General features: G+C 69.2%; 22 protein-coding genes. 13 read left to right on the forward strand and 9 right to left on the reverse strand.

The features are described from left to right. Entirely contained in the window at positions 1-1,287 is a 1,287-nt protein-coding gene (locus N5875_RS05005; RefSeq protein WP_318209430.1) for an MFS transporter, read from the reverse strand. After that, positions 1,284-2,420, reverse strand: coding sequence for a pyridoxal-phosphate dependent enzyme (locus N5875_RS05010; protein ID WP_318209431.1), 1,137 nt, complete (start codon positions 2,418-2,420; stop codon positions 1,284-1,286). The genes N5875_RS05005 and N5875_RS05010 overlap by 4 nt, the downstream gene beginning before the upstream one ends. A 700-nt stretch (positions 2,421-3,120) precedes the next feature. Between N5875_RS05010 and N5875_RS05015 the strand changes: the two genes are divergently transcribed. Next, on the forward strand, positions 3,121-3,804 hold the full coding sequence (locus N5875_RS05015; protein WP_318209432.1) for a DUF305 domain-containing protein: 684 nt from the start codon (positions 3,121-3,123) through the stop codon (positions 3,802-3,804). A gap of 69 nt (positions 3,805-3,873) precedes the next feature. Here N5875_RS05015 and N5875_RS05020 read toward each other — a convergent pair whose 3' ends face one another. The 4 genes from N5875_RS05020 to N5875_RS05035 form a co-directional block, all read right to left on the reverse strand. Beyond that, complete coding sequence (locus N5875_RS05020) at positions 3,874-4,602, reverse strand: DUF1775 domain-containing protein (RefSeq protein WP_318209433.1); 729 nt, start codon at positions 4,600-4,602, stop codon at positions 3,874-3,876. 52 nt (positions 4,603-4,654) lie between these two features. Beyond that, on the reverse strand, positions 4,655-4,936 hold the full coding sequence (locus N5875_RS05025; protein WP_318209434.1) for a hypothetical protein: 282 nt from the start codon (positions 4,934-4,936) through the stop codon (positions 4,655-4,657). Positions 4,937-5,476: 540 nt separating this feature from the next. Continuing rightward, positions 5,477-6,526 carry a hypothetical protein gene (locus N5875_RS05030; RefSeq protein ID WP_318209435.1) on the reverse strand — a complete coding sequence of 350 codons (1,050 nt, stop codon included), beginning with the start codon at positions 6,524-6,526 and terminating at the stop codon, positions 5,477-5,479. Between the two features lie 17 nt (positions 6,527-6,543). Further along, positions 6,544-7,128 carry a TerD family protein gene (locus N5875_RS05035; protein ID WP_318209436.1) on the reverse strand — a complete coding sequence of 195 codons (585 nt, stop codon included), beginning with the start codon at positions 7,126-7,128 and terminating at the stop codon, positions 6,544-6,546. Positions 7,129-7,510: 382 nt separating this feature from the next. Here N5875_RS05035 and N5875_RS05040 point away from each other — a divergent pair, with 382 nt between their 5' ends. The 4 genes from N5875_RS05040 (at position 7,511) to N5875_RS05055 (ending at position 10,001) form a co-directional block, all read left to right on the forward strand. After that, entirely contained in the window at positions 7,511-7,888 is a 378-nt protein-coding gene (locus N5875_RS05040; protein ID WP_318209437.1) for a hypothetical protein, read from the forward strand. A 101-nt stretch (positions 7,889-7,989) separates the two neighbouring features. Further along, on the forward strand, positions 7,990-8,259 hold the full coding sequence (locus N5875_RS05045; protein ID WP_318209438.1) for a hypothetical protein: 270 nt from the start codon (positions 7,990-7,992) through the stop codon (positions 8,257-8,259). Between the two features lie 117 nt (positions 8,260-8,376). After that, positions 8,377-9,573, forward strand: a complete 1,197-nt coding sequence (locus tag N5875_RS05050) for an IS256 family transposase (protein ID WP_318209439.1) — start codon at positions 8,377-8,379, stop codon at positions 9,571-9,573. Positions 9,574-9,770: 197 nt separating this feature from the next. Continuing rightward, positions 9,771-10,001: a hypothetical protein gene (locus N5875_RS05055; protein WP_338492053.1), complete on the forward strand. Its 231-nt coding sequence runs from the start codon at positions 9,771-9,773 to the stop codon at positions 9,999-10,001. A 574-nt stretch (positions 10,002-10,575) separates the two neighbouring features. On the opposite strand, the gene N5875_RS05060 is transcribed toward N5875_RS05055, so the two are convergent. The 3 genes from N5875_RS05060 to N5875_RS05070 are packed head-to-tail and all read right to left on the reverse strand — an operon-like array spanning position 10,576 to position 13,106. After that, entirely contained in the window at positions 10,576-11,292 is a 717-nt protein-coding gene (locus N5875_RS05060; protein WP_318209440.1) for a WbqC family protein, read from the reverse strand. A 16-nt stretch (positions 11,293-11,308) separates the two neighbouring features. Beyond that, complete coding sequence (locus tag N5875_RS05065) at positions 11,309-11,977, reverse strand: YdcF family protein (RefSeq protein ID WP_318209441.1); 669 nt, start codon at positions 11,975-11,977, stop codon at positions 11,309-11,311. Between the two features lie 16 nt (positions 11,978-11,993). Beyond that, positions 11,994-13,106, reverse strand: a complete 1,113-nt coding sequence (locus N5875_RS05070; protein WP_318209442.1) for a hypothetical protein — start codon at positions 13,104-13,106, stop codon at positions 11,994-11,996. Between the two features lie 146 nt (positions 13,107-13,252). Here N5875_RS05070 and N5875_RS05075 point away from each other — a divergent pair, with 146 nt between their 5' ends. The 8 genes from N5875_RS05075 to N5875_RS05110 all read left to right on the forward strand — a co-directional run bounded on the left by N5875_RS05075 (position 13,253) and on the right by N5875_RS05110 (position 21,005). Beyond that, positions 13,253-13,651, forward strand: a complete 399-nt coding sequence (locus N5875_RS05075) for a hypothetical protein (protein WP_318209443.1) — start codon at positions 13,253-13,255, stop codon at positions 13,649-13,651. Further along, a complete protein-coding gene (locus N5875_RS05080) occupies positions 13,648-14,169 on the forward strand; it encodes an ATP-binding protein (RefSeq protein ID WP_318209444.1) in 522 nt (173 codons plus the stop codon). Before N5875_RS05075 ends, N5875_RS05080 begins: the two co-directional genes overlap by 4 nt. Before the next feature lie 21 nt (positions 14,170-14,190). Beyond that, positions 14,191-14,859, forward strand: a complete 669-nt coding sequence (locus N5875_RS05085; RefSeq protein WP_318209445.1) for an HAD family hydrolase — start codon at positions 14,191-14,193, stop codon at positions 14,857-14,859. After that, entirely contained in the window at positions 14,856-16,667 is a 1,812-nt protein-coding gene (locus N5875_RS05090; RefSeq protein WP_318209446.1) for a hypothetical protein, read from the forward strand. The genes N5875_RS05085 and N5875_RS05090 overlap by 4 nt, the downstream gene beginning before the upstream one ends. Then, on the forward strand, positions 16,664-17,620 hold the full coding sequence (locus tag N5875_RS05095) for a thymidylate synthase (RefSeq protein ID WP_318209447.1): 957 nt from the start codon (positions 16,664-16,666) through the stop codon (positions 17,618-17,620). Before N5875_RS05090 ends, N5875_RS05095 begins: the two co-directional genes overlap by 4 nt. Positions 17,621-17,628: 8 nt before the next feature. Next, complete coding sequence (locus N5875_RS05100; RefSeq protein WP_318209448.1) at positions 17,629-19,347, forward strand: carbamoyltransferase C-terminal domain-containing protein; 1,719 nt, start codon at positions 17,629-17,631, stop codon at positions 19,345-19,347. Then, the gene (locus tag N5875_RS05105) at positions 19,344-20,396 is read left to right on the forward strand and encodes a hypothetical protein (RefSeq protein WP_318209449.1); all 1,053 of its coding nucleotides are present in this window, start codon (positions 19,344-19,346) and stop codon (positions 20,394-20,396) included. The genes N5875_RS05100 and N5875_RS05105 overlap by 4 nt, the downstream gene beginning before the upstream one ends. 96 nt (positions 20,397-20,492) lie before the next feature. Continuing rightward, entirely contained in the window at positions 20,493-21,005 is a 513-nt protein-coding gene (locus N5875_RS05110; RefSeq protein WP_318209450.1) for a topology modulation protein, read from the forward strand. The last annotated feature ends 24 nt before the right edge of the window (positions 21,006-21,029 follow it).

A 21,029-nucleotide genomic window follows, 5' to 3' on the forward strand; every position in this document is an offset into this window, starting at 1 on the left:
CTAGCGGCTGTTCGCGCCGACCGCCGTATCCGTTCCGACTTCGGGTTCGGCTTCCGCGCGGGTGAGGGTGCCGCCCCGTTCGAGGGCGACGACGGCTCCCGCGCAGAGCAGACCGGTCGCGGCCAGCACCGCCCAGGGAAGCCAGCCGATGCCCGTATCGAAGAGAGCACCGATAGCAAGGTTGCCCACAGCGATGGCGACGCCCGAGGCGGTGTTGTAGGCGCCGTAATAGGTCGCCACCAGGCGCTCGCCGGACAAGCGCATGACCGTGTCCATCTCGAAGGGATAGAGCAGCGCGCCGCCCCAGGCCAGCAGCCCCGCGCACACCGCGAGGGCGGTGACCCCGACCACCGTGCCCACCGGCCCCGTTCCCGGAGTCGGCAGCACCGGCAAGAAGGCGAGCCCCATGACGGCGAGTCCCCAGGCGATGGCCTTCGGCCCGGTCAGAGTGCGTTTGGCCCAGGCTGTGAGTTTCAGCTGTCCCGACAGGGCCGCGAGTGCGGAGGCGGCGAACACCGCCCCCGTCACCAGACCGGCCTGTCCACCGAACAGCTCACGCGCCCGAAGGGGCAGCGCCAGGTAGACCTGGAAGGCCAGCACATACGAGCCCGACATGACGCACGCGAACAGCAGGAACGGCCGATTGGCAGCGATGGACCGCCAGTCGGCAAGCACCGCGCGTACCGCGGAGCGCGCGTTCCGGTCGGCCGGCGGACGGGCAGGCAGGGACCGCGCCTGGAGCACAGCCAGAAGGCCGAAGACAGCTGCGGCGACCACGCACACCGCGCGGAAGTCGAGGGCCAGCAGAGCAAGGCCGGCGAGCGGCCCGACAAGGATGCCGGCCTGGTAGAAGACGTTGAAGACGGCGAACGCCTCGACCCGTCGCTCCTCCCCCGCCTCGGCGGCCAGATAGGCACGTACGGCCGGATTGAACAAGGCCCCGGCGAGGCCGGTGAGCGCCGAGGCCACGACGAGCGCGGGCAGGGACTGGGCCACGCCGAGAAGGGCGAAGGCGACGGTCCTCAGGGCGCAGCCCGCCAAGATCATGGGCTTGCAGCCGTAGCGGTCGGCGAGCGTGCCGCCGACGAGGAACATGCCCTGCTGGGAGAGGTTGCGTACGCCGAGGACGAGGCCGACCGCCCAGGCCGCCATTGCGAGCCCATGGGAGAGATGGTCGGCGAGGTAGGGCATCAGCATGTAGAAGCCCAGGTTGATCCCGAACTGGTTCACCATCAGCAGCCGTACGGCCGGACCGAACGACGCGAACTGCGCCGACAGCCGGCTCATCGCGCACCCGCCGGGCGTTCGGCGAGGCGGGCCAAGGGGTCACGCACATCCGAGCACCTGGTCCAGCCGGTCACCGTGCACTCGTCGGGCATGGCGATCTCGTCCGGTTCCTCCGGCACCTCGCCATCGAGAAGTCCGTGTTCCTCGCACCAGGCGTCGTTGTAGAGGGTGTCCAGGTAGCGATGCGGGCCGTCGGGGAAGACGGCCACGATGCGCGTCCCCGGCGGCATGGTGCGGGCCGCCCAGCCGGCGACGAGGGCGACCGCGCCGACGCTCCAGCCGCCGGAGGTGTAGTGCCGGCGGGCGAGGCGACGGCACGCCCGGGCCGCTTCCCGGGGCGCGACCCAGTGCACTTCGGAGAACGCCGCGTAGTCGACATTGTCCGGGTGGATGCTGGAGCCGAGCCCGCGCATCAGGCGCGGACCGGCGGGCTGTCCGAAGATCGCCGAGTTGACCGAATCCACCCCGATCAGCCTCACGTCAGGGGCGACTTCCCGCAGTCCGGCGGCGATACCCGCAGAGTGGCCGCCGGTGCCGACCGCCGCGACCAGGACGTCGATCCGGCCCAGCTGGGCGATGAGTTCCATGGCCAGCGGCCGGTAGGCGGCGACGTTGTCGGGATTGGCGTACTGGTCCGGGCAGTACGCGCCGGGCGCCGCGGACAGCAGCGCCGAAACCCGCTCCCGGCGGGCGGCCTGCCAGCCGCCGGTGGGATGCGGTCGCTCAACCTGGTCGACGTGGGCGCCGAGTGCGGTCAGCAGGCGTACGAGGGACGACTCCATCCCGGGGTCGGTGACCACGGTGACCGGATGCCCGTACGTCAGCCCGGCGAGTGCCAGGCCGAGGCCGAGGGTGCCGCTGGAGGACTCGATCACGGGAGCACCGGGCAGCAGCTCACCGCGCAGCCGGGCCTGGCGGATCATGTGCAGCCCAGGGCGGTCCTTGATGCCGCCCGGGTTGCGTCCCTCCAGCTTGGCGAAGAATCCCCGGCCGGGCGGGGCGAAGAACTGGTCGATCCAGAGGACGGGGGTGGCGCCGACGAGCTGGGCGGGCCGGCGGACGACGGGCGGAACGGGGGCGAACGACGCTGGGGCGAGCGGCCCAAGGTCGTCGAGCAGGGAATGGCGGTTCATGGGAGCGTGCTCCTTCACGTCCCGGCGCAGGACGCGGGGACGGACGGTGGTCAGTAGGGCGCGGGGCACCGTTTCCTCCTGGCGGGCTGTCGGGCCGGCGGGAAGAGAGGTGCGCAGAGCTCCTACTGACGCCAGACGCAGCGGGTCGCGAGCTCGGATCGTCGTTGCCGGGACGCAGAGGATGAAGCCGGCCGCGAGGCTGCTCCGGCGAGAGCTGGGTCGAACTCGGCAGGCTGCGGGGCCAGCTCCTCGACTGGCGGCGCTTGGGATTCCGCCCCGATGGCGGCCGGGCGCGGGCGGTCCACGGCGTGATCGACGTGGTCTCCGGACCCGTGTCCGTGGGTTGGGGGATGTTCCGCGAAGGCAGCTGTCGGCTCCACGGGGGCCGCCGCGTGGGGACAGGCCGTGTCCAAGAAGACGTGGGGGCCGGAGAAGGCGGCGCTGTGGCTGGCTCCCGCGACATGCGCGGCGATCAGGACCACCAGGACGGGCAACAGTACGGCGCGGCACCGCCGCAGGCTCCGCACCCATGCTCGCCGGTAGTCGATCACCTACACACAGTAAGGCTCCACATACGTGGCGTCACGTTTCTGCAGGGTCTCGTCCTCCGTTCGAGGCAGGATGCCGTCGGCGAAGCCGCAACGCATAGGGTGCGCTCGGGCCGAACACTCGGCCGTTCACCACCCCACAGGAGTCTCGCGTGACCGAGTCCGTTCCCCTCGACCCGGCCGACATATCCGAGACCACCGCCGGCCCACGGGTGCGGTGGCACCACGTGCTGCTGGGCGCCGGGCTCGCGGTCCTGCTCGTCGGCGCGGTCGCCCTGGGCCGAACGACCGCCTCCGCGGAGCCGCGCCACGCTGCCCCGGCGTCCGACTCCGCCGACGCGGGGTTCGCCCGGGACATGTCCATCCACCATGCGCAGGCGGTCGAGATGTCCTTCCTCGTCCGCTCGCGCAGCGATGTCAAGGACGTCGGCTACCTCTCGTACGACATCATCACCACGCAGTCGAACCAGCGGGGCATGATGCTCGGCGCCCTCCAGCGTTGGGACCTTCCTGTGCACACCAGCGCGGCACCGATGGCGTGGATGGGACACGGGCAGCACTCCGGCCACGGCGGCGAGGTCCTGATGCCGGGCATGGCGAGTCGCGCGGAACTCGACCGGCTGAGCAAGGCACCCGCCAAGAACGCGGAGGTCCTCTACCTGCAACTGATGATCCGCCACCATCAGGCCGGCGTGGCGATGGCACAGGGTTACGCCGACCTCGGCGCGGACCCGCTCCTCGTGCGGCTCGCTGAGGGCATGGTCGCCGGGCAGCGCGAGGAGATCGACCTGATGACGGACATGCTGAAGCGGCGCGGGGCGGCCCCGCTCAACTGAACAGGGCCGCCCTCGTGGCAGGGTGTGCCGCCCACCAGCGACGCACCCCTTCCTTATCGCAGGGCGCAATCAGCCGTCCGCGCGGCCACGTCGCCGGTTCCACCACAAGACGCCGACCGTGACCGAGGCCAGGACGAGGACGCCCACGATCATGAGTACGGTGTTCGGCGAGGATTCCTCCGCCTCCGACGCCTTCGCCCCGGCCTTGGCGTCGGATGCGGCAGGGGTTGTCGGCGCCGCGCTCGTGGGGGCGGCAGTCGCAGGGCTGGCCGGCGTGGTGCTCGGGGCGACCGGCTTGGCGCCCGGTGCGGCCGGGCCGAGCTCAAGGACGGGAGCGGGGCTGCCCGAGTGGCCGCCGTCGCCGTGGGACTCCTCCAGCTCGATCCAGCGGTCCACACGGCCGTCGCTGTAGGTCTGCAGCGTCTTGAACGCCAGCGACTTGGCCTCGGGCAGCTGCCGGATCACGACCTTGTAGGCGGCGTCCCGGCCGGCCTCGACGGCGGGGCCGGAGACGGCGTAGCCGCGGTCGGTGGGGGTCAGCTGCCAGCCTGCCGGGCCGCTCTTGTAGGCGACGTCGGAGGGCTTGATCCCTTCGGGGAGGACCACTTCCAGCTTGGTGATGCCGGCCGTCGGCGACTCGGATTCGGCGTTGAAGGACAGCTCGATGTTCTCGGCGAGCGCCCGGGGGTTCTCGGCCTCGACCTCGACGTGAGCGAAGGCGGAGGTGGTCATCGCGAGCGAGGCGGCGAGCGTCGCGGCGGTGACGAACGGGGCACGGGCCCGGAGAATGCGGTGCACGGTCTACTCCGTGGTGTGTGGGGTGTGCGGGCATGCCGGAGCACGCCCTCGGTCAGACGGTGACGAGCCGTCCGGCCGGTGGCCCCCGACGCACCACGACGTGGGCCAGCACCACCATGGACGGATACGCACGCGACCGCGACCGAGGTCGTACCTGGCGGATCGCGGGCGGAGGCCGCAGGAAGCGCGTTGGCGAGAGAAGCCGTACGAGGAGTTCGGTGACGGCGTCGGCCACGCGGTGCACGGCTGCTGCGACGGCACCACGCACGGCCGCGTCTGCGCACTGCATCAGCCACCCCACCAGCAGGGCCGCCACGAGGTGCACCACACTCATCGACATGCCGTGGTGTCCGGCGTGCCAGACGGCGTCGCTACCGTGCGACGCATGCGCATAGTGCGCGGCTGGACCGTCGACCCAGCCGAACCAGCAGTGGAGCAGCGCCTGCGCGCCCGCTGTCGCCGCCGTCGTGGCAGCCGGCGAAGCCGGGCGGCCTACGAGCCGGAGCGCGGCCAAGAAGAGGAGTGCCCCACCCAGCAGGCCGGCCGTCCAGGACGCCGTGTGCCCGGACGCCAGGTGATGTCCGGTAACAGCCAGGCCCGTACTGACACCGCTGAACAGTCCCGCGCGGACAACACGCCCCGGCACGTCGCCGTCCGGTTCCCCGCCGGGGCGACGCGCGGAGCGGGGGCAGCTCGTCCACGGCATAGCGGGCCCATCATGAACCACGCCGCCCACTCCGTACACAGCGCTCAGGAACTCACGACACGGTTCAGTGATCAGGCAGTCGGCCTACGGGCGGCAGTGCGCGGCGGTGAGACAGGGAGCACAGCCTTGCCCGGCGGGTAGCACCGAAGACCGCCGCGGTGCAGCCGGCTAGTCGCCTCCGCCATCCCCGCCTCCACCGTCGCCCCCGCCGGAGTCGCCCGAGTCGCCACCGTCCGAGCCCCAGCCGTCCCCGCCGCCGGGCTCGTTGTCGTCGCCGCCGCTGCCCAGGTTGCTGAACCACGAACGGTCCCAGTCCACGTCGGCCCCAACCGGCTCACCACCGTCCGCGTGGCGCCGCTGCGACCGGAACCGCGCCAGGCCCGTCGTGTCCCCGAGGCCGAACGCGACCGCGAAGACCTGCGCCATGACGGCGTCCAGCGGGTCCGTACCCTCGTAACGCACGGGGGCGAGCGGCAGCAGGATCGAACCCGGCTCGACCGCCGGCCGGCGCGGCGGCCGCGTCAACAGGGCGACGCGCTGTTCGTCCCGCAGCAGCCACGAACTCATCGTGGTGGACCGCCGCAACAGCCACCGCCGCCCCGCCAGGGTCACTTCGACGGAGCTCTTCGACTTGCGCAGCTTCTTCGTCAGCCTGAGGTCGGCGGCGACGTCGCCGACGGTCAGGCGCAGCCCCTTGGCCGGGTCGCCGGAGTCGCTGTGAAAGCCGTGCGGTGCCCGGATGCGCACGACCGGAGCCTGTGGTCCCCAGACGTCCACGCGTACCAGGCGCCGGTCCACCGCAACGGCGATCGGCCCGGCCGGCCCCGCCGCGTACCGCCGTGCGATCCACAACGGGACGCCTTCGGTCCAGGCTCGGCCGACCAGAGCGTTCACCCCCTCAGGCCCGCCGCTCAACCGCACGGCCAACTCCCCCAGCTCCCGTGCGAAGTCGGCGGCATGCCGCACTCTCACCGGCGCACTCGTGCCGGTGACGCGGGTCACCGGCACGATCCCGGGCCCCTGTGCCAGCCGCTCCAGCGGGCGCTCGGCCCCTCCGCCACCGAGCCAGTTCCCGCGCTGATAGGCCTCCGCCATGGCGCCCAGGTTCAACTCGCTCAGCGCCGTGACCCTGCCTCCCCTGCGCAGCTGTTCCTCGGTCAGCTCGACCGTCCGCGCCAGCGGATTCCACGATCGCTCGCCATAGAGCACCTGGCTCACCACAACCCCCGTATCTCTTACTTGCTGACCGCGAAACGCATCAGGGCGTGCTCGTCCCCCTGCTTGACCTTCCCCGTCGCATTGATCACTTCGAGCTTCCACGCGTCGCCGACGCGCATCGCCTTCGCCACCGCGCAGCCGTTGTCCTGGGTGAGCAGGCTCGGCCAGATGTCGGCGACCTGCTGCGAGCTACCGCCGGTCGCGTCGTAGACCTTGAAGCTGATGTTGCGGGCCTTCTGGAAGGAGCTGCCCTTCTTGTACGCGGCGGCGACGAACACGATCGCCGTGATGTTGGCCGGGATGCGGGCGAACTCGACGGTGACCGTCTCGTCGTCGCCGTCGCCGTGTCCGGTCTGGTTGTCGCCGCTGTGGACCAGCGCACCGTTGCCCATGGGGTCGAGCGAGTCGAGCCCCGCAAGGCGCACCGGGTCCCCGCCCTGCATCGCGACGGCGATCAGGTCGAGGTCGGTGCCGGTCTTGCGGCGCAGCTTGCCCAGCACTCCGCCGGAGCTGCCGGCGGTGGGGTCCCAGGACACGCCTATGGACAGATGGGTCACTCCGTCCAGGTCCGCCGGGCCGTCTTCCTTGGTCAACGTGATCATGCGCGTCATCCTTTGTCGAGGGTTCTACAACCGAGAGTGTGCCGGGGTGCCTGACGGTTCCTCGACGGGGGTGGGTCCAACGATTCTGGAGATGCGTGCGCCGCTCCCTGGACCCCGCCCATTCCCTTGACTCCACCTTGTCTGCTCTGCCCCCGGCCCACGACCGAGAGGGGCGACGGGTGACAACGAAACGCGCTGCACCGACCACCCCTTGCTTTACATCGTGCTGCGACGAACGGCAGGTCAGGGACAATGGGGAAGTGATCAAGAGTCTGCTGCATGAGCCTCTTCCCCGTGCACAGGGGATCCAGGATGATCAGTGGGAAGCAGTCAGCGATGACCGGAGCAACATCGCCTAGGAGTCACAGTCGGCCAACGGACCGTGAACGGAACCTTCACCGTCCGCATCGACGGAATCCGCGCGTGCGCGATTCACCCGGAGAGGTGGCCGGACCCCTACCGGGAAGGCGCAGTCCTGGAATTGTTCATCAACGCGGACGGCCAGGCGGATGCCTACGCTCCTGCCAGCGCAGATTGCGCAGCAGAACTGCTGCAACACCACTCCGTACCCGAGCGCGTCCTCACCGAACTCGCCAGCGTGCTGGCAGCAGCGTCCTGGTCACTGACGTTCCAGCAGAACCATGCAGAGATCATTGACGCCATGAAGACCGCGACGGCGAAGATGCCGAGCCAGGCAGCGGAGTGTTGGTCCAACATCATCATGGACCTTGAGGCCCGCGCTCCTTACGGGGATCGCTGAGGTGCCACGTGATGGACCCAAGAGGCCACCCGCCTTCGAGTGTCCGCACAGCACACTCCAAGGCATTGCAGTCGGTCGCCGACATTTGAACAGGAGCCCCTGTGATCAACGAAGCAGACGGCAACGATCCCTCCATAGATGCGGTTCCGACCGTCTACGGCAACACCATGTTCCGGTCGCGGCTCGAAGCCGACTGGGCGGCCACCCTCGACGTCAACGGCATCGCATGGCAGTACGAACCCGAGACCATCAGCCTTGAGCCCGGCGCCCTGTACCTCCCGGACTTCTGGCTGCCCGATCTCGGCACCTGGATCGAGGTCAAAGGTCCCGGGATACCGCGCACTGAGATGGTGTCCCGCCGCGTGGTGTAGCAGCGATCAAGGAATAGCCCCTGGTCGTGGGGCGGCCACCGCGCAACTCTCCGAGTAGAGACGCTCGTTGAGAGAGGTGACGCGATGGCCTTGTCCCAGCATGACTTACTCCGCCTCATGGAAGCACTGCGTACGGCGGACGGAATCGAGTTGGTGCGGGTCCTGGCCCAGCGGATCCTGCAGGAACTCATCGAAGCCGAGGCCACTGCCCACATCGGTGCGGAGCCCGGCGAGCACACCGAGAGCCGCACGACCTGGCGTAACGGGCACCGGGAGCGGCTGTTGACCACGCAGGCCGGCGACCTGGACCTGGCGATCCCCAAGGTCCGCACCGGGTCGTTCTTCCCGTCTCTGCTGGAGCGCCGGCGGCGCATCGACCAGGCCCTCTACGCCGTCATCATGGAGGCATACGTGCACGGCGTGTCCACCCGCAGCGTGGACGACCTGGTCAAAGCCCTGGGCGGGGACAGCGGGATCTCCAAGTCCGAGGTCTCCCGGATCTGCGGCGACCTCGACGCGGAACTGACCGTCTTCCGCACCCGGCCCCTGGATCACACCCGCTTCCCCTACATCTACCTCGACGCGACGTACTGCAAGGCCAGGGTCGAGCACCAGATCGTCTCCCAGGCTGTGGTCATCGCCACCGGCATCACCGAGGACGGCGGCCGCGAAGTCCTCGGTCTCATGGTCGGCGACAGCGAGACCGAGGTGTTCTGGAGCGAGTTCCTGCGCTCGCTCCGCTCCCGCGGCCTGAGCGGAGTCCGCCTGGTCATCGGCGACCACCACCTGGGCCTGGTCGCGGCCGTCCGCAAGGTCATGCTCGGCGCCGCCTACCAGCGATGCCGCGTTCACTTCCTGCGCAACGTCTTCTCGGTGATCCCGAAGGACTCCGGCGAGATGGTGGCCGCGACGATCCGCACGATCTTCGCCCAGCCCACCGCCGAGGCCGTCCGGTCCCAGCTCGACACCGTCGCCGACATGCTCGGACGGCAGTTCCCCAAGGTCAGGGACATGCTTCTGGAGGCCAAGACCGACCTGACCGCGTTCGCGGATTTCCCCGAGCGACATTGGAAGAAACTCCAGTCCACCAACCCCCTGGAGCGGGTCAACCGCGAGATCAAGCGCCGCGTCGACGTCGTCCAGATCTTCCCCAACCCCGACGCCCTCGAACGCCTCACCACCGCCGTCCTCATCGAGATGCACGACGAATGGATCGCCTTCCCCCGCAGCTACCTCCCCAAAGGCGGCATGGACTCGATCTACCCCCACCCAGAAGATCAACCCGGCGCCGTTACACCACTACAGGGGACATGACCCGCACTGAGAAGACGCAGGAGCTGGCTCGGACGCGTGCCTGCCGATGCGAGGGCACCTGCACCTGCCGATGGCCCGGCGGTGAGCTCGTCCTGCTGGGTAGGCCGGCCTTGCCCTCCCCCTGGACGGAGACCGGACATCGCCCCAGAAGGGGCTATGCCAACTGGGAAACACCCTTCGGTCCGTCGACTTACTTCGTGACCTGCCCCGGCTGCGCCCGGGCACAATGGAGCACGCTCCGACGGCCGTGGCGCTGCCGCGCCTGCCGCACCACGCTCGAAAAGGCGCAGCTGCACAGGCCCGTCGACCGGTTCGTCAGGTTCGTTGAAAGTACAGGTGGCGGGCTTTTCTCCCTGCCGGACCTGGGCGAGCCGTTCACCGATGCGGAGCTGGGACTCGACGAAGAGCACGACGAGGACATCCTGTAATCGGGCTCCTCGCGAGAACCCCGCCGCGAGGAGCTGTCCCAGCCGTTCAGCAAGGGTCCAGGCCGCCTCTCGGGCCGTGCGGCCCACGCCGACGAGGGCGGCTGCCGCCGGGCCCGTCCAGTCGTCGTAGCCGAGGAGCCGGATGCGGGGGTCGGTGGTGCACTCGGTGCCGTCGGTGGGGATGCGGCGGCCGGGGGTTCGGTGGGAGAGGGGTGGGATGCGGTCGCGTTCTCCCAGTCGCCCGACACAAGATGCATGCGCCAGACACCGGTCCCCAAGTTTGGTCCCCACACTCCGCGAGGTCGCAGCCGTCCGGTCAGGGCGAACCCTAGAAGTCCAGGCCAGGGTTGCAAGTAGTGGCGCGTTCCGGAGAGACCCGGCGAGGGGCTCTGCTCGAGGGCAGTAGGCGACGGTGTGCGCAAGGGTGGACTCGCCGATGCCGGGTCGGCCGGATGCGCTGCTACGGCGAGGGTGGACGAGGCCACCGACCTCCGCCCCACACGGCTCTGAGAGCCTCAGATCACGCCGCGCTGGGCTCGCGAACAGCAAGGGCACAGGACAGAGGCAGCACGTCTCACGCCCAGCCCGCGGGCGACCGGTGGCAGGACGCGACGGCTCGTAGTTCGTCGGCCACCGCTGCAATCCCTGCAGTCATGAGGGGGCGCACGGAGCTGGCTTCGCGTGCGTCCCTCCAAAAGCCGTCCTTCGGGGGCACGAAAGGCACAACGCTCAATCCGTGGGCTTCGAACGGCGCGGTGACCAGGTAACTCATGCCGCCGGTTCCACACAGGTAGCCGCGCCCACCGCTGACAGCTGTGAGGTCTGCGAGCCGTTGTGAGCGCTCCGCCCGAGCCGGCAGGCAACTGCTGCGCAGGATTCGCCCCCTCCATCCCAGCAGCCTGAGCAAGACCTTCGTGGATTCCTCGGCGACTGCGGCCACCCTCGCGGTGTCAAAACATTGAAGTACAGAGTCCAGCCCGTCTCGGAGTATCGGCCAATCCGGACTCCTCGAGTAGTACTGCGTCAGCATGTGGGTGGTGCGCCGACGAGCCAGCTGCGGGTCGACCACCACCGCGTCCCTGATGAGGGTGGACCGGCCGTCGGGTAGGTGGGCGGGAATCGAGAGCCACTGGAGCCGGGACGGACTGGACATGCTTCCGAGACGGGCGCGGTGCTGGAAGTCGCGGCGGGCGAACTGGACGTCGTCGAGGACGATCCAGCAGTCCGCCGCGAAGAGCTTCGCGAGGGTGCTCAGCCGGGGGAAGAGGTTGGGCTGGTGAATCGCTACCAATCCTCCCGGGGCTGTTTCACGCGCCGATGAGCCTGCTGGTGAAGCCGGCGTGGATGAGGTCTTCGTAAGCGGCATGCACGTTCTCCGGGACGTCCTGCTCGATCGCGAAGCCCTGCTTCGGATACTCGATGATGCGCTGGAGGTCGCCGACGAGCATGTCGATGACGAGCCTCTCGTCGCCGATGCTCTTCAAGTAGTCGTCGAACTCCATCGGTTCGGAGGCGCACAGCACTTCGGCCTCGGGCCACAGCTTGCGGGCGGTGGCGAAGGAGCGTCGCTCCATGTACGGCTTGGAGACGAGGAGCACCGACTTCGGGGTGAGGCCGGCGGAGGCGAGGAGCTCTCGGGACAGCTCGATGTTCTGACCCGTGTTGCCGGCGTTCGGTTCCACCAGGATCGCACTGTCGGGCACGCCGAGAGTGAGAGCGTGCTCGCAGAAGTGAACGGCTTCGCCGCGGGGGAAGACCTTCGCGGTGGTGGGGCTGTTGCCGCCGGTGAACACCAGGGTGGGGAACAGCCCAGCCCGATACAGCTCCGCGGAGAAGGCTGCGACGCCGAGGTCATGGCTGCCGAGGCCGATGGCGACGTCGACAGGGCGCAGGTCGTGACCCATTTGGTGGTAGTCCCAGACCAGCTTGGCATTGCGGATCTGCTCGTCGTTGATGGCCGGCTGGTTGTCGGTCACTCGTTCGTCTCCCTGGTCAACGTGGTGAAGGGCTGGCTGGCCCATCGGCCGTCCTCCGGATGTCCGTGATGCTGCGGAGCTGGTGGGTCAGGCCGTACTGGGCCGCCCGCTTGGCAGCGTCGTCGAGGACGCGTAACCCATCATCCAGGGTCGCGCGGTCGGACAGGAGGATGTGCCCGTACGCGGTGTCCAGCCGTACCCGCTGCATGGGCGCATCGGTGATGCCTGTACTGCGAGCCACGTCGATGAGGCGCAGGGCCGCGTCGAGATTGCCGGTTCCGCGGTGGGCCAGGGCGAGCTTCTGCTGCGCGACGGACCAGTCGTCCTGCTCGGCCAGGCCCTCGAACTCGCGAATGGCCTCCTCCATCACCCGGACCGCGTAGTCGTGGTTACCGTCCTTGCTGAGGGCGGTGCCCACCCACAGGCGCGCACGGGCGCGGTCTCGCGGGGATAACCGCTCGTCGATCGCAAGGTCCTCGTACTGCCGAGCCGCAGTGTCCAGCGCACCGGACATCTCGGTGACGACCGCCAGGGAGAGGTCGAGCTGCGCCACACGTCGCGGAATCGCCAACTCGGTGTAGAGCGAGCGGGCGTTGGCGTAGCACCGCTGGGCGGAGAGCGGGCCTACGACTGCCCCTTGGTCCCGCTTGAGATCGCCTTGAAGGGCGACGGAGCGGGCGAGAAGGTAGGTGCCTCGCTCGTCCAGCTCCGAGGGCCGGTAGCTCGACGACCACCGCCGTAGAAGATCGTCGGCGAACGCGAAGTTCTGGTGGGACAGTGCGATGACCGCGCGTTCGAGGTCGTCCGTCCAGGATTCGTACTCCCAGGCCCGAGGCCGGGGGATGGTGACGCGCGCCGTTTCGCCGGCGTCCCCTTCCCCTGGTCCTGCGGAGAGCTTCGCGAGCTCCGTCTCGAATCTCAGATGGGTTGCGGCATCGGACCGGGCCAGCGCGGTGTCGAGGATGGCCTGGCTCTCGGTGTTGGGCCGCCTCTTGTCCCGGTACTTCTCCCAGTTGCTGATGGTGTTGACCGCGATGCCCAGGTGCTCGGAGTAGCGGCGCACGCTCAGCCGAAGGGCCCTGCGCAGGGCAAGCGCCTCCAGGCCGGTCCATTCGTGAACGGTCGCCACGTGCCACTCCTTTCCGATGCCATCGAAGCACGTGGCGACCGCGCCGGGGGCGGTTGTGGGACAGAAGTGGGACAGACGTGGATTCCCCGATCGCAAGGTGGCGACCAGGCTCGGAGTGTCCCCCTTTCCCGATCCGATGGGTGGTCATGACCATGGAGCCCCTTACGGAACAGCGGAACGTCACGGGCCCGATCGTCTTCGGATTTCTGCGGCTCGTCGGGGTTTCCGCGAGCCGCCAGCAGGCGCTCGCCAAGACCATCACCGACTACTGCCGCCGCCACGAACTGACGCTGGGCGGTGTGTACATGGAGCGCTGCGCGGCGACGTCGGGCGCTTTCACGGGCATGCTCGACGCCGTCGCGGCCACTCGCCCGTACGGCATCGTCTTCCCCGCCCCGTCCCACTTGGGCCCCAGGGCCATAGCGGCTCACCGCCGGCAGCGGCTGCACGAAGCCGGCACGGAGATTCTGCTCGTACGAGGGGCCCGACCGCCGGTAGCAGACGAATCGGCCTCGACGCCGAACTCGGGGAGCACCACGTCATGAACTTCGACCGGGAACTTCTCCTGCTGGGCAGCCGCCGCATCGACGGTCTGGGCAGCATCCTTGACGCCCCGCAGCACCAGAAGTGCCTGACGTTCGCCGCCGACGACACGGCCCCGGGCACAGCACGCCGCTTCACCCGCGACGTTCTGACCGCCTGGGGTGCGGAGGACCTGCTGGACGACGTCGTGCTCATCGTCAGCGAGCTCGCGACGAACGCCGAGCGCCACGGCTGTCGTCTCGCGCACCACGACTGCGTTGAGGAAGCCAAGCATCGCCAGCACCGGGACGAGTTCACTCTGACGCTCGCCCTCCAGGCCGGCGTCGTGGGGATCGAGGTGGAGGACAACTCCCCGAAGCTGCCCGTCCCGCAGATCGCCTCCCCCTACGCGACTGGTGGACGTGGCCTGCTCCTGGTGTCCGCCGTGGCCGACGCCTGGACCGCATGTCCCAAGCAGGACGGAAACGGCAAGCGGGTGATCGCCTTCGTGAAACGCCCCAATACCTCCCTCACTCCCTGATCCCTTCACCGGAGTTACCTCATGTCCACCCTGCTCCTGCCCTCGCCTTTGCCTCCGAAGGCGCTGCTCCTCGACCTCGACGGCGTACTCCTCGACACCCGTCCGGTCATGGAGCGCGCATGGCAGCAAGTCCAGAACGAGCACGGTCTCGACGTACCGTTCGAAGAGTACGAGCGCCACCTCGGCCGGCCGTTCGCCGACATCATGGAGCGGCTCGGATTCACCGAGTCCGAGCGGTTTCACCGTACGTACGACGAGGCGTCGATCGCAGCCTCCCACCACGCCCTCGAGTTCGACGGCGCCGTGGAGGTCCTGCACGTCTTCGTCGCCGTCGGCTGGCGCCTCGGTGTCGTCACGTCCAAGCCCTTGGAGCGGGCGGCCCCGCTCCTGACCAACCTCGGTTGCCCGTTCTCCACGGTGCGCACACCGAACGGTGGTGGACGCGGCAAGCCCGCGCCGGACCCGGTCCTCCTCGCCCTGACTGACCTGGGCGTTGATCCCGCCGACGCCGTGTACGTGGGCGACATGGCGGTCGACCAGGAAGCCGCCCGCCGCGCCGGAGTCCCGTACGTCCACGCCGGCTGGGGATACGGCTGCCCGAGTTCCCCCTCCCCCGTGGTCGCCGAATCCCCGAAGGACCTACTGAGGCTCCTAGCCCCCGGCCCCTTCCTCGAAGGGAGCCTGTTGTGACCACGCCCCCTCGCCACGTCCACGGTCTGGTGCGAGCCGACACCAACGGACAGCCCGCGTGGGCACTGGTCGGTGATGGCGCGCTCGCGACTCTGGCGTCCGACCGGATCACGACCAGCGAGCTGGAGGCCCTGCCTCTGGACGCACAGGAGCACGAAGCGCTCGTCGAGCGTGTCATGGACGCACTCCAGTGGTACGGGGCCGATCTCAGGACGACACCAGGCGGGGCCGGGTGGCTGTATGTGCAGCACGTACCGGTCCGTCGCCTGGTGGCTCAAGTCGCACGCAGGCTGATGGCCCTCAGCGCCTGGGAGCCGTTCAGAGAGGCGCCCGGCCCGCTGAAGATCGCTCCCCACGAGGGACTCGTCGGGCTTCGCGAGAGCAGTTCCCGGGAGTACCGCGCCTACACCGTCACGTGGTCCGGCATCGCCTATCTGCTCGGGGCAACTGCGTTGTACAACCCCTTCCGTACGGCGCAGCTGAGCAACCTGAAACCGGTGCGCGTCGACACCCGGGTACCGAGCCCACCTCCGTCGGCGCTGCCACGCACCGGCGTCGTCGCGCTCTCGTGGTCGTCCCGCCATGCGGCCACTCTGCTCCCGGTGCTCGAAGACCTGACAGGTGGTGGCCGGACGAGTCTCCTCGTCGATCTCGCCACGGACCCGGCGCAACGCTGCGACACCCCAGCCGTCGAGGGCATCCGGCTCGTTACGCCTCCCCCTGGCCTCTTCGCCCTGTCCGGAGCCGTGGAGCACCTGCAGCTGTGGGACGACGAGCACGTCGTCCAGGTGAAGGAACACGTTGTCCGGCTCTCGCGTCTGGTCCGTCTCCTGGCCGTCTTGCTGGAGACGAGCGGGGGATGCACCCAGCCGTCGTGGCGCTCCGTGGTCCGTCTGGAGACGTGGCTGAGCGGTGTTCTGAAGGCCTCTCGTCCGCACACGCTGCTCGTCAGTAACGACACCAGCCCCGTCGGCGCGCTCACCGTCCACCTGGCCGACCGCACTGGCGTGAACACGGTCAATGTGCAGCACGGGGCCTGGACTGCGGAGTCGGTCGCATGGCCTGCGCTGCACAGCCGGGACATCGTCATCATGGGCGATCGAGACGCCCCGCTCGCCAAGACATGGGCGCGGCACCCGGACGCCGAGGTCCATGTGCTGGGGCAGCCCCGCTTCGACGTCCTCGCAGGCGTCGAGCGGAGTACCCAGAGGCGATACCTGGAAAAGCTGCTGGTCCCCGGAGACGGGCGGAGCCCCGACCGGATCATGGTCTGGGCCTGCCAACCCTTCGGTCCCGACCGGCTCAAGGCCCACGCCGACCTCCTCCTGGACGGGATGTGGAAGGCCGAGGGTGAATGGGGCCTGGTCATCGCCCCACACCCGGCGCAGAGCCCGAAGGTCTTCGCCTCGCTCATGCAGCGGGACGGAAGGCCGCTCGTGGCCGTCGCCGATCCGCAGGTAGGGGCACGGGGTTGTCTCGCCGGTGCCGACGTCGTGGCGAGCGCCTATTCGACGTGTGGCATCGAGGCCGCCCTCTTGGGCGTGCCGGTCCTGGAGATCGGCACCGCCGAAGAACGCACGCTCGGGCTTGCTACTCACGGCCTCGCGCGACGCTGCACCACCCCCGGGGACGTCGCCGACGCGCTCTCCACACTCCCCAAGGCACACACGGCTGCCGAACCCGCCTCGACGGACGCGGTGTGCCGCTGGGGCGGCGACAGCGCCGCCCTTGTCGCGCAACTCATCGTCAGCCGCACATCTGGCAACCCGCTCGAACACCTCCGAAACGAAGGAGTCTCCGCCCGATGACTTCCCTGACCGCCGACAGCATCGCCGAGCTCTTCGTCGGTGCCGTCACCCTGGCCAAGTCCGGCGAGAGCGTCAGCCCGCGCGGCATGGCGACTCGTGAGGTCCTCGACGTCCACATGCGGCTCACCCGTCCGCGGGCCCGCCTGCTGCACGCGCCGCCGAGCAGGATCCTGAACCCCGCGTTCGCAGTGGCCGAGACCGTCTGGATCCTCTCCGGCTCGGACGAGCCCTGGATCTTCGACTACAACGCGAAGCTCCGGCAGTACGCCGACGACGGAGTACTGCGCGGCGCCTACGGACCGCGGATGCGGAAGTGGGCGGGCACCGTGGACCAGCTGGCCCGCGTCGTGGCGATCCTCAAGCAGGACCCGGACTCCCGTCGAGCCCTCATCCAGCTCTACGACCCGGCCCGGGACGCCGCCGGCCACAAGGACGTTCCCTGCACACTCGGCTTCCGCTTCTACCTGCGTGACGGTCACCTGCACATGTCGACGACGATGCGCGGCCAGGACGTGTGGATCGGCTTGCCGTACGACCTGTTCTTCTACACGGTCCTGCACGAGTTGGTGGCCGGCTGGATCGGCGCCGAGCTGGGCGACTTCCACCACCACGTCGGCTCCCTGCACATCTACGAGAACCACCTCGTCCAGGCGGATGAGTTGACCTCGATCGTCGCGAGTGTCGACATGCCGGACCTCACCACCCCGTGGGAGGGATTCGACGCCCTCCTCCATCAGGTCAAGATGGGGGACGTGACCGGGCACGCCGGCTGGGACGGCATGTCCGAGACCCTGCGCAGCTACCAGATCTGGAAGGGTGGTCGGCGGGAGCACGCGACGGCCCTGGCCGGCAAGATCGACGGGCCCCTCGGCCAGGCCGTGATCGCCTGGTACGACGAGCTGAACCGTCGCTCCACCTCCTCACCCGCGCATGCGTCGGCTGGTGCACGGTGACGGCGGCCGTGGACCAGACACCCTCGGTCATCCTCGGCCTGTGCTCGTACACCCACGACTCCGCCGCCGCGCTGCTCGTCGACGGGCAGCTCGTCGGCTTCGTCGAGGAGGAGCGGCTGTCACAGAAGAAGCACACCAAGGACTACCCGCGCCACGCCGTCGAGTGGCTGCTCGGCGAGACCGGGCTGTCCGCCACCGACGTCGACGCCGTGGCCTACAACTTTCAGCCCGCCCGCTACCTGCTCGAATCCCCGGCCGCGCTGCGTCTGGCGCTGTCACCGACCACACGTGACCGGGCGGTGCCGCGAGCCCGTGGCTTCGCCAAGGTGTCGATGCGCACCCAGCTCCGTGTCCGCGACATCGGCCGGCGGTTCCCCGCCGCACGCGTCTCCCCCGTCCTGCATCACAGGGCTCATCAGCTGACGGCTTTCGCGGCCTCCGGGTGGAACGAGTCCGCCGTGCTCGTGGTGGACAGCCTCGGCGAGCGGCAGACGACAACCATCGCCCGAGGGCACGACGCGCTCCGTCCACGCACTCGCACCTTGGAGGCGATCAACGATCCCGCCTCACTCGGGTACGTATACGGCGCTGTCACCGAGCACCTGGGATGGCGTCGTGGTGACGAGGAGGGCACCGTGATGGCGCTCGCCGCGCTCGGTGACCCCGGGCGATTCCGGAAACTCTTCGCCCGCGCTGTCCGCATCACCCCCACGGGCTTCGTCGTCGACCCGCTCTACTTTCCCCCGCGGGTGCTGACTTCGGGCTATCCGAGGACGACTCGCCGGTTCATCGACGAGACGTGCCCCGAACGCCACCCGAGCGAGCCGCTGAGCGACGTGCACCGGGACCTGGCCGCAGCCCTCCAAGAGCGCACGGAGCAGGTGATGCTGCATCTCGCTCGCCGAGCGCGGACCATCACCGGCTCCCGACGTCTGTGCGTCGGAGGCGGCGTCGCCACGAACTGCGTGAGCATCGGCCGCATCATCGAGGCCGGCGTGTTCGACGAAGTCTTCGTGCCGCCCGCCCCTGGCGATGCCGGCACCGCGATCGGCGCCGCCATCGCCGTACACCACGACAGTCGCGCCCCACAGCCCGTGTCCGGCGTCACCCGGGCCTGCTACCTCGGCCCGTCCTTCCAGGACACGCCCCTCGACCTCACGCCATGGCCAGGCCTTCAGGAGAAGGCCCTCGGTGCCGAGGCCGTCGAGTTCCTCGCCGAGCAGCTCGCCAACGGTCTGATCGTCGGGCTCTTCCAGGGCCGCGTCGAGGCCGGCCCCCGTGCCCTCGGCAACCGCTCGATCCTCGCCTCCCCTCGGGAGCCGGGCGTCATCAAGCGACTGAACGACTCCGTGAAGTTCCGGGAGCCGTTCCGTCCCTTCGCCCCGATGGTGCTCGCCGAGCGTGCTTCGGAGTTCTTCACCCTCGGCCAGGAGGCGCCGTACATGTCGATGGCCTCCGGCGTGACCGACAAGGCGCGCGAATTGGTGCCGGCCATCGTGCACGCCAACGGCACCTCCCGTCTCCAGACCGTCACTCGCTCGCAGAACCCGTTCATGCACGAGGTCCTCAGCGCCTTCGCCAGGCGCACGGGGGTTCCGGTACTGATCAACACCTCGCTCAACGTCAAGGGCAAGCCGATCTGCGGGACACCGGAGATGACGCTCAACTGCCTGGCCAACTCGGGGTTGGACGCCCTGCTGCTGGAAGGACGGTGGATCACCAAGTGAGGATCGGATACAGCTTCTGGGGCTTCCTCGGCAACGGGATCACCGACACACCGGACGGGGGCCGCAGCCACCGCCGCCCCTTGATCGACGCCCTCCTCGACCGCGGCCACGAGATCGTCTTCCTCCAGGCCAACCGCGACCTGATCGAGGCCGGCGACGACCTGGGCAATGCCTACACCTTCCACAGCGGCAGCCCGGACATCGACGCTCTGTTCCTGGAGTGGCGCTGGGCGATCGACGGACGCAACACCACACCGTGCGGCGCCGAAGGCCACACGTGCGACCTGCATCGCCAGGCCGAACTGGTCACCCGTTACACCGTGCGCAGGAAGACGCCGACCGCGATCTGGGACAAGGACCGCAAGCTCCGGGGCGAAAGCGTGTGGCGGCGCGTCCCCCATGTCACCATCTGCGAGGCCGCCCTCGAACCGACGCCTGGGGCGCAGCGCCTGCTCTTCCCCGTCGACGACCGTCTGCTCGCCGAGGCCGATCCGGTCGCGCTCGCCGAGAGGCCTCGTGACCTCGTCCTCGGGTACGTCGGCAACCAGTACCACCGTGACGAGCACTTCGACCGCTTCTTCGCACCGGCCGCGGCGTGCTTCGACCATCTGGTCGGAGGCAAGTGGACCAAGTCCGGCCGCTGGCCGCACGTCCGGTTCCTCGGCAGGCTCCCCTTCGAGGCGGTCCATGGCATTTATGGCAGGTCGCTGGCGACCATCCTCATGCTGCCCGAGACGTACGCGGCCGTCGGGCAGATGACGCAGCGGATCTTCGAGGCCGTGCTCGCCGGCTGCCTTCCACTCGCCCCTGCCGACATCGTGCATGCCGACCACTTCGTGCCCGAGGAGCTGATCGTCAGCACCGGCAGCGAAGTGATCGAGCGGCTGACCCATCTCCAGCGGATCGCCGGCACCCAGCAGCACGCGGACTTGATCGCGTCCTGTCTGGACCGTCTGGACCTGTTCCGGCTGAGCCGACAGGTCGACGTGCTGGAAGCCGTCCTGGACGCGGCCGCCGACCCCCTCGCGATCGAACGCGGGGCGGCCTGATGCAGCTGAGCAGCCAGGCCACCGTGTCTGGACCATCCGAACGTGCCCAGGTGTCCGGTCCGACCCGGCGTCCGAGCACCTCTACGCTGGAGCATCATGAAGAAGGTCGCCATCGTCGGCTGCGGAGGCAGCGGCAAGTCGTATCTGGCGCGGGAGCTGGGCAGGATTATCGACGCCCCGGTGACGCACCTGGACGCCGCGTTCTACGACGACGAGTGGAACGAGCTGCCCATGGAGAAGTTCGCCGACCTGCAGCGGGAGCTGGTCGCGCAGCCGAGGTGGGTGATAGACGGGAACTACAACTCGACCCTGCAGACCCGACTCGAAGCCTGCGACACCGTGGTCCTGATGGACGTCTCGACCGTGGCCGCACTGTACGGGATCTTCTCCCGGCAGATCCGGCACGGGGCCGGGCACAAGGGCAACGGGGTGCACAACCGCATCCACTGGGGCGTGGTCAAGTACGTGGCGACGTACCGCCGCAAGATGCGCCCGCGGGTCATGGCCAAGATCGAGCAATTCGCCTCAGGTCGTGCCGAGGTGGTGCTGCTGTCCAGCCGACGGCAGACGCGCCGCTGGCTGCGCAGGGTCGCCGCCGAGCACCGTTGATCCTCCCGCGCCCCCGAGAGGAGG

The sequence above is a fragment of the Streptomyces sp. SJL17-4 genome, from assembly GCF_036826855.1.
GTDB lineage: Bacteria > Actinomycetota > Actinomycetes > Streptomycetales > Streptomycetaceae > Streptomyces.

Excerpts from the sequence above, each read along its gene's own strand:
- N5875_RS05025 (WP_318209434.1), bottom strand. The coding sequence starts at position 4,936 with ATGAGTGTGGTGCACCTCGTGGCGGCCCTGCTGGTGGGGTGGCTGATG.
- N5875_RS05005 (WP_318209430.1), bottom strand. The coding sequence starts at position 1,287 with ATGAGCCGGCTGTCGGCGCAGTTCGCGTCGTTCGGTCCGGCCGTACGG.
- N5875_RS05085 (WP_318209445.1), top strand. The coding sequence starts at position 14,191 with ATGTCCACCCTGCTCCTGCCCTCGCCTTTGCCTCCGAAGGCGCTGCTC.
- N5875_RS05075 (WP_318209443.1), top strand. The coding sequence starts at position 13,253 with ATGACCATGGAGCCCCTTACGGAACAGCGGAACGTCACGGGCCCGATC.
- N5875_RS05035 (WP_318209436.1), bottom strand. The coding sequence starts at position 7,128 with ATGATCACGTTGACCAAGGAAGACGGCCCGGCGGACCTGGACGGAGTG.
- N5875_RS05110 (WP_318209450.1), top strand. The coding sequence starts at position 20,493 with ATGAAGAAGGTCGCCATCGTCGGCTGCGGAGGCAGCGGCAAGTCGTAT.
- N5875_RS05050 (WP_318209439.1), top strand. The coding sequence starts at position 8,377 with ATGGAAGCACTGCGTACGGCGGACGGAATCGAGTTGGTGCGGGTCCTG.
- N5875_RS05010 (WP_318209431.1), bottom strand. The coding sequence starts at position 2,420 with ATGAACCGCCATTCCCTGCTCGACGACCTTGGGCCGCTCGCCCCAGCG.
- N5875_RS05080 (WP_318209444.1), top strand. The coding sequence starts at position 13,648 with ATGAACTTCGACCGGGAACTTCTCCTGCTGGGCAGCCGCCGCATCGAC.
- N5875_RS05095 (WP_318209447.1), top strand. The coding sequence starts at position 16,664 with ATGACTTCCCTGACCGCCGACAGCATCGCCGAGCTCTTCGTCGGTGCC.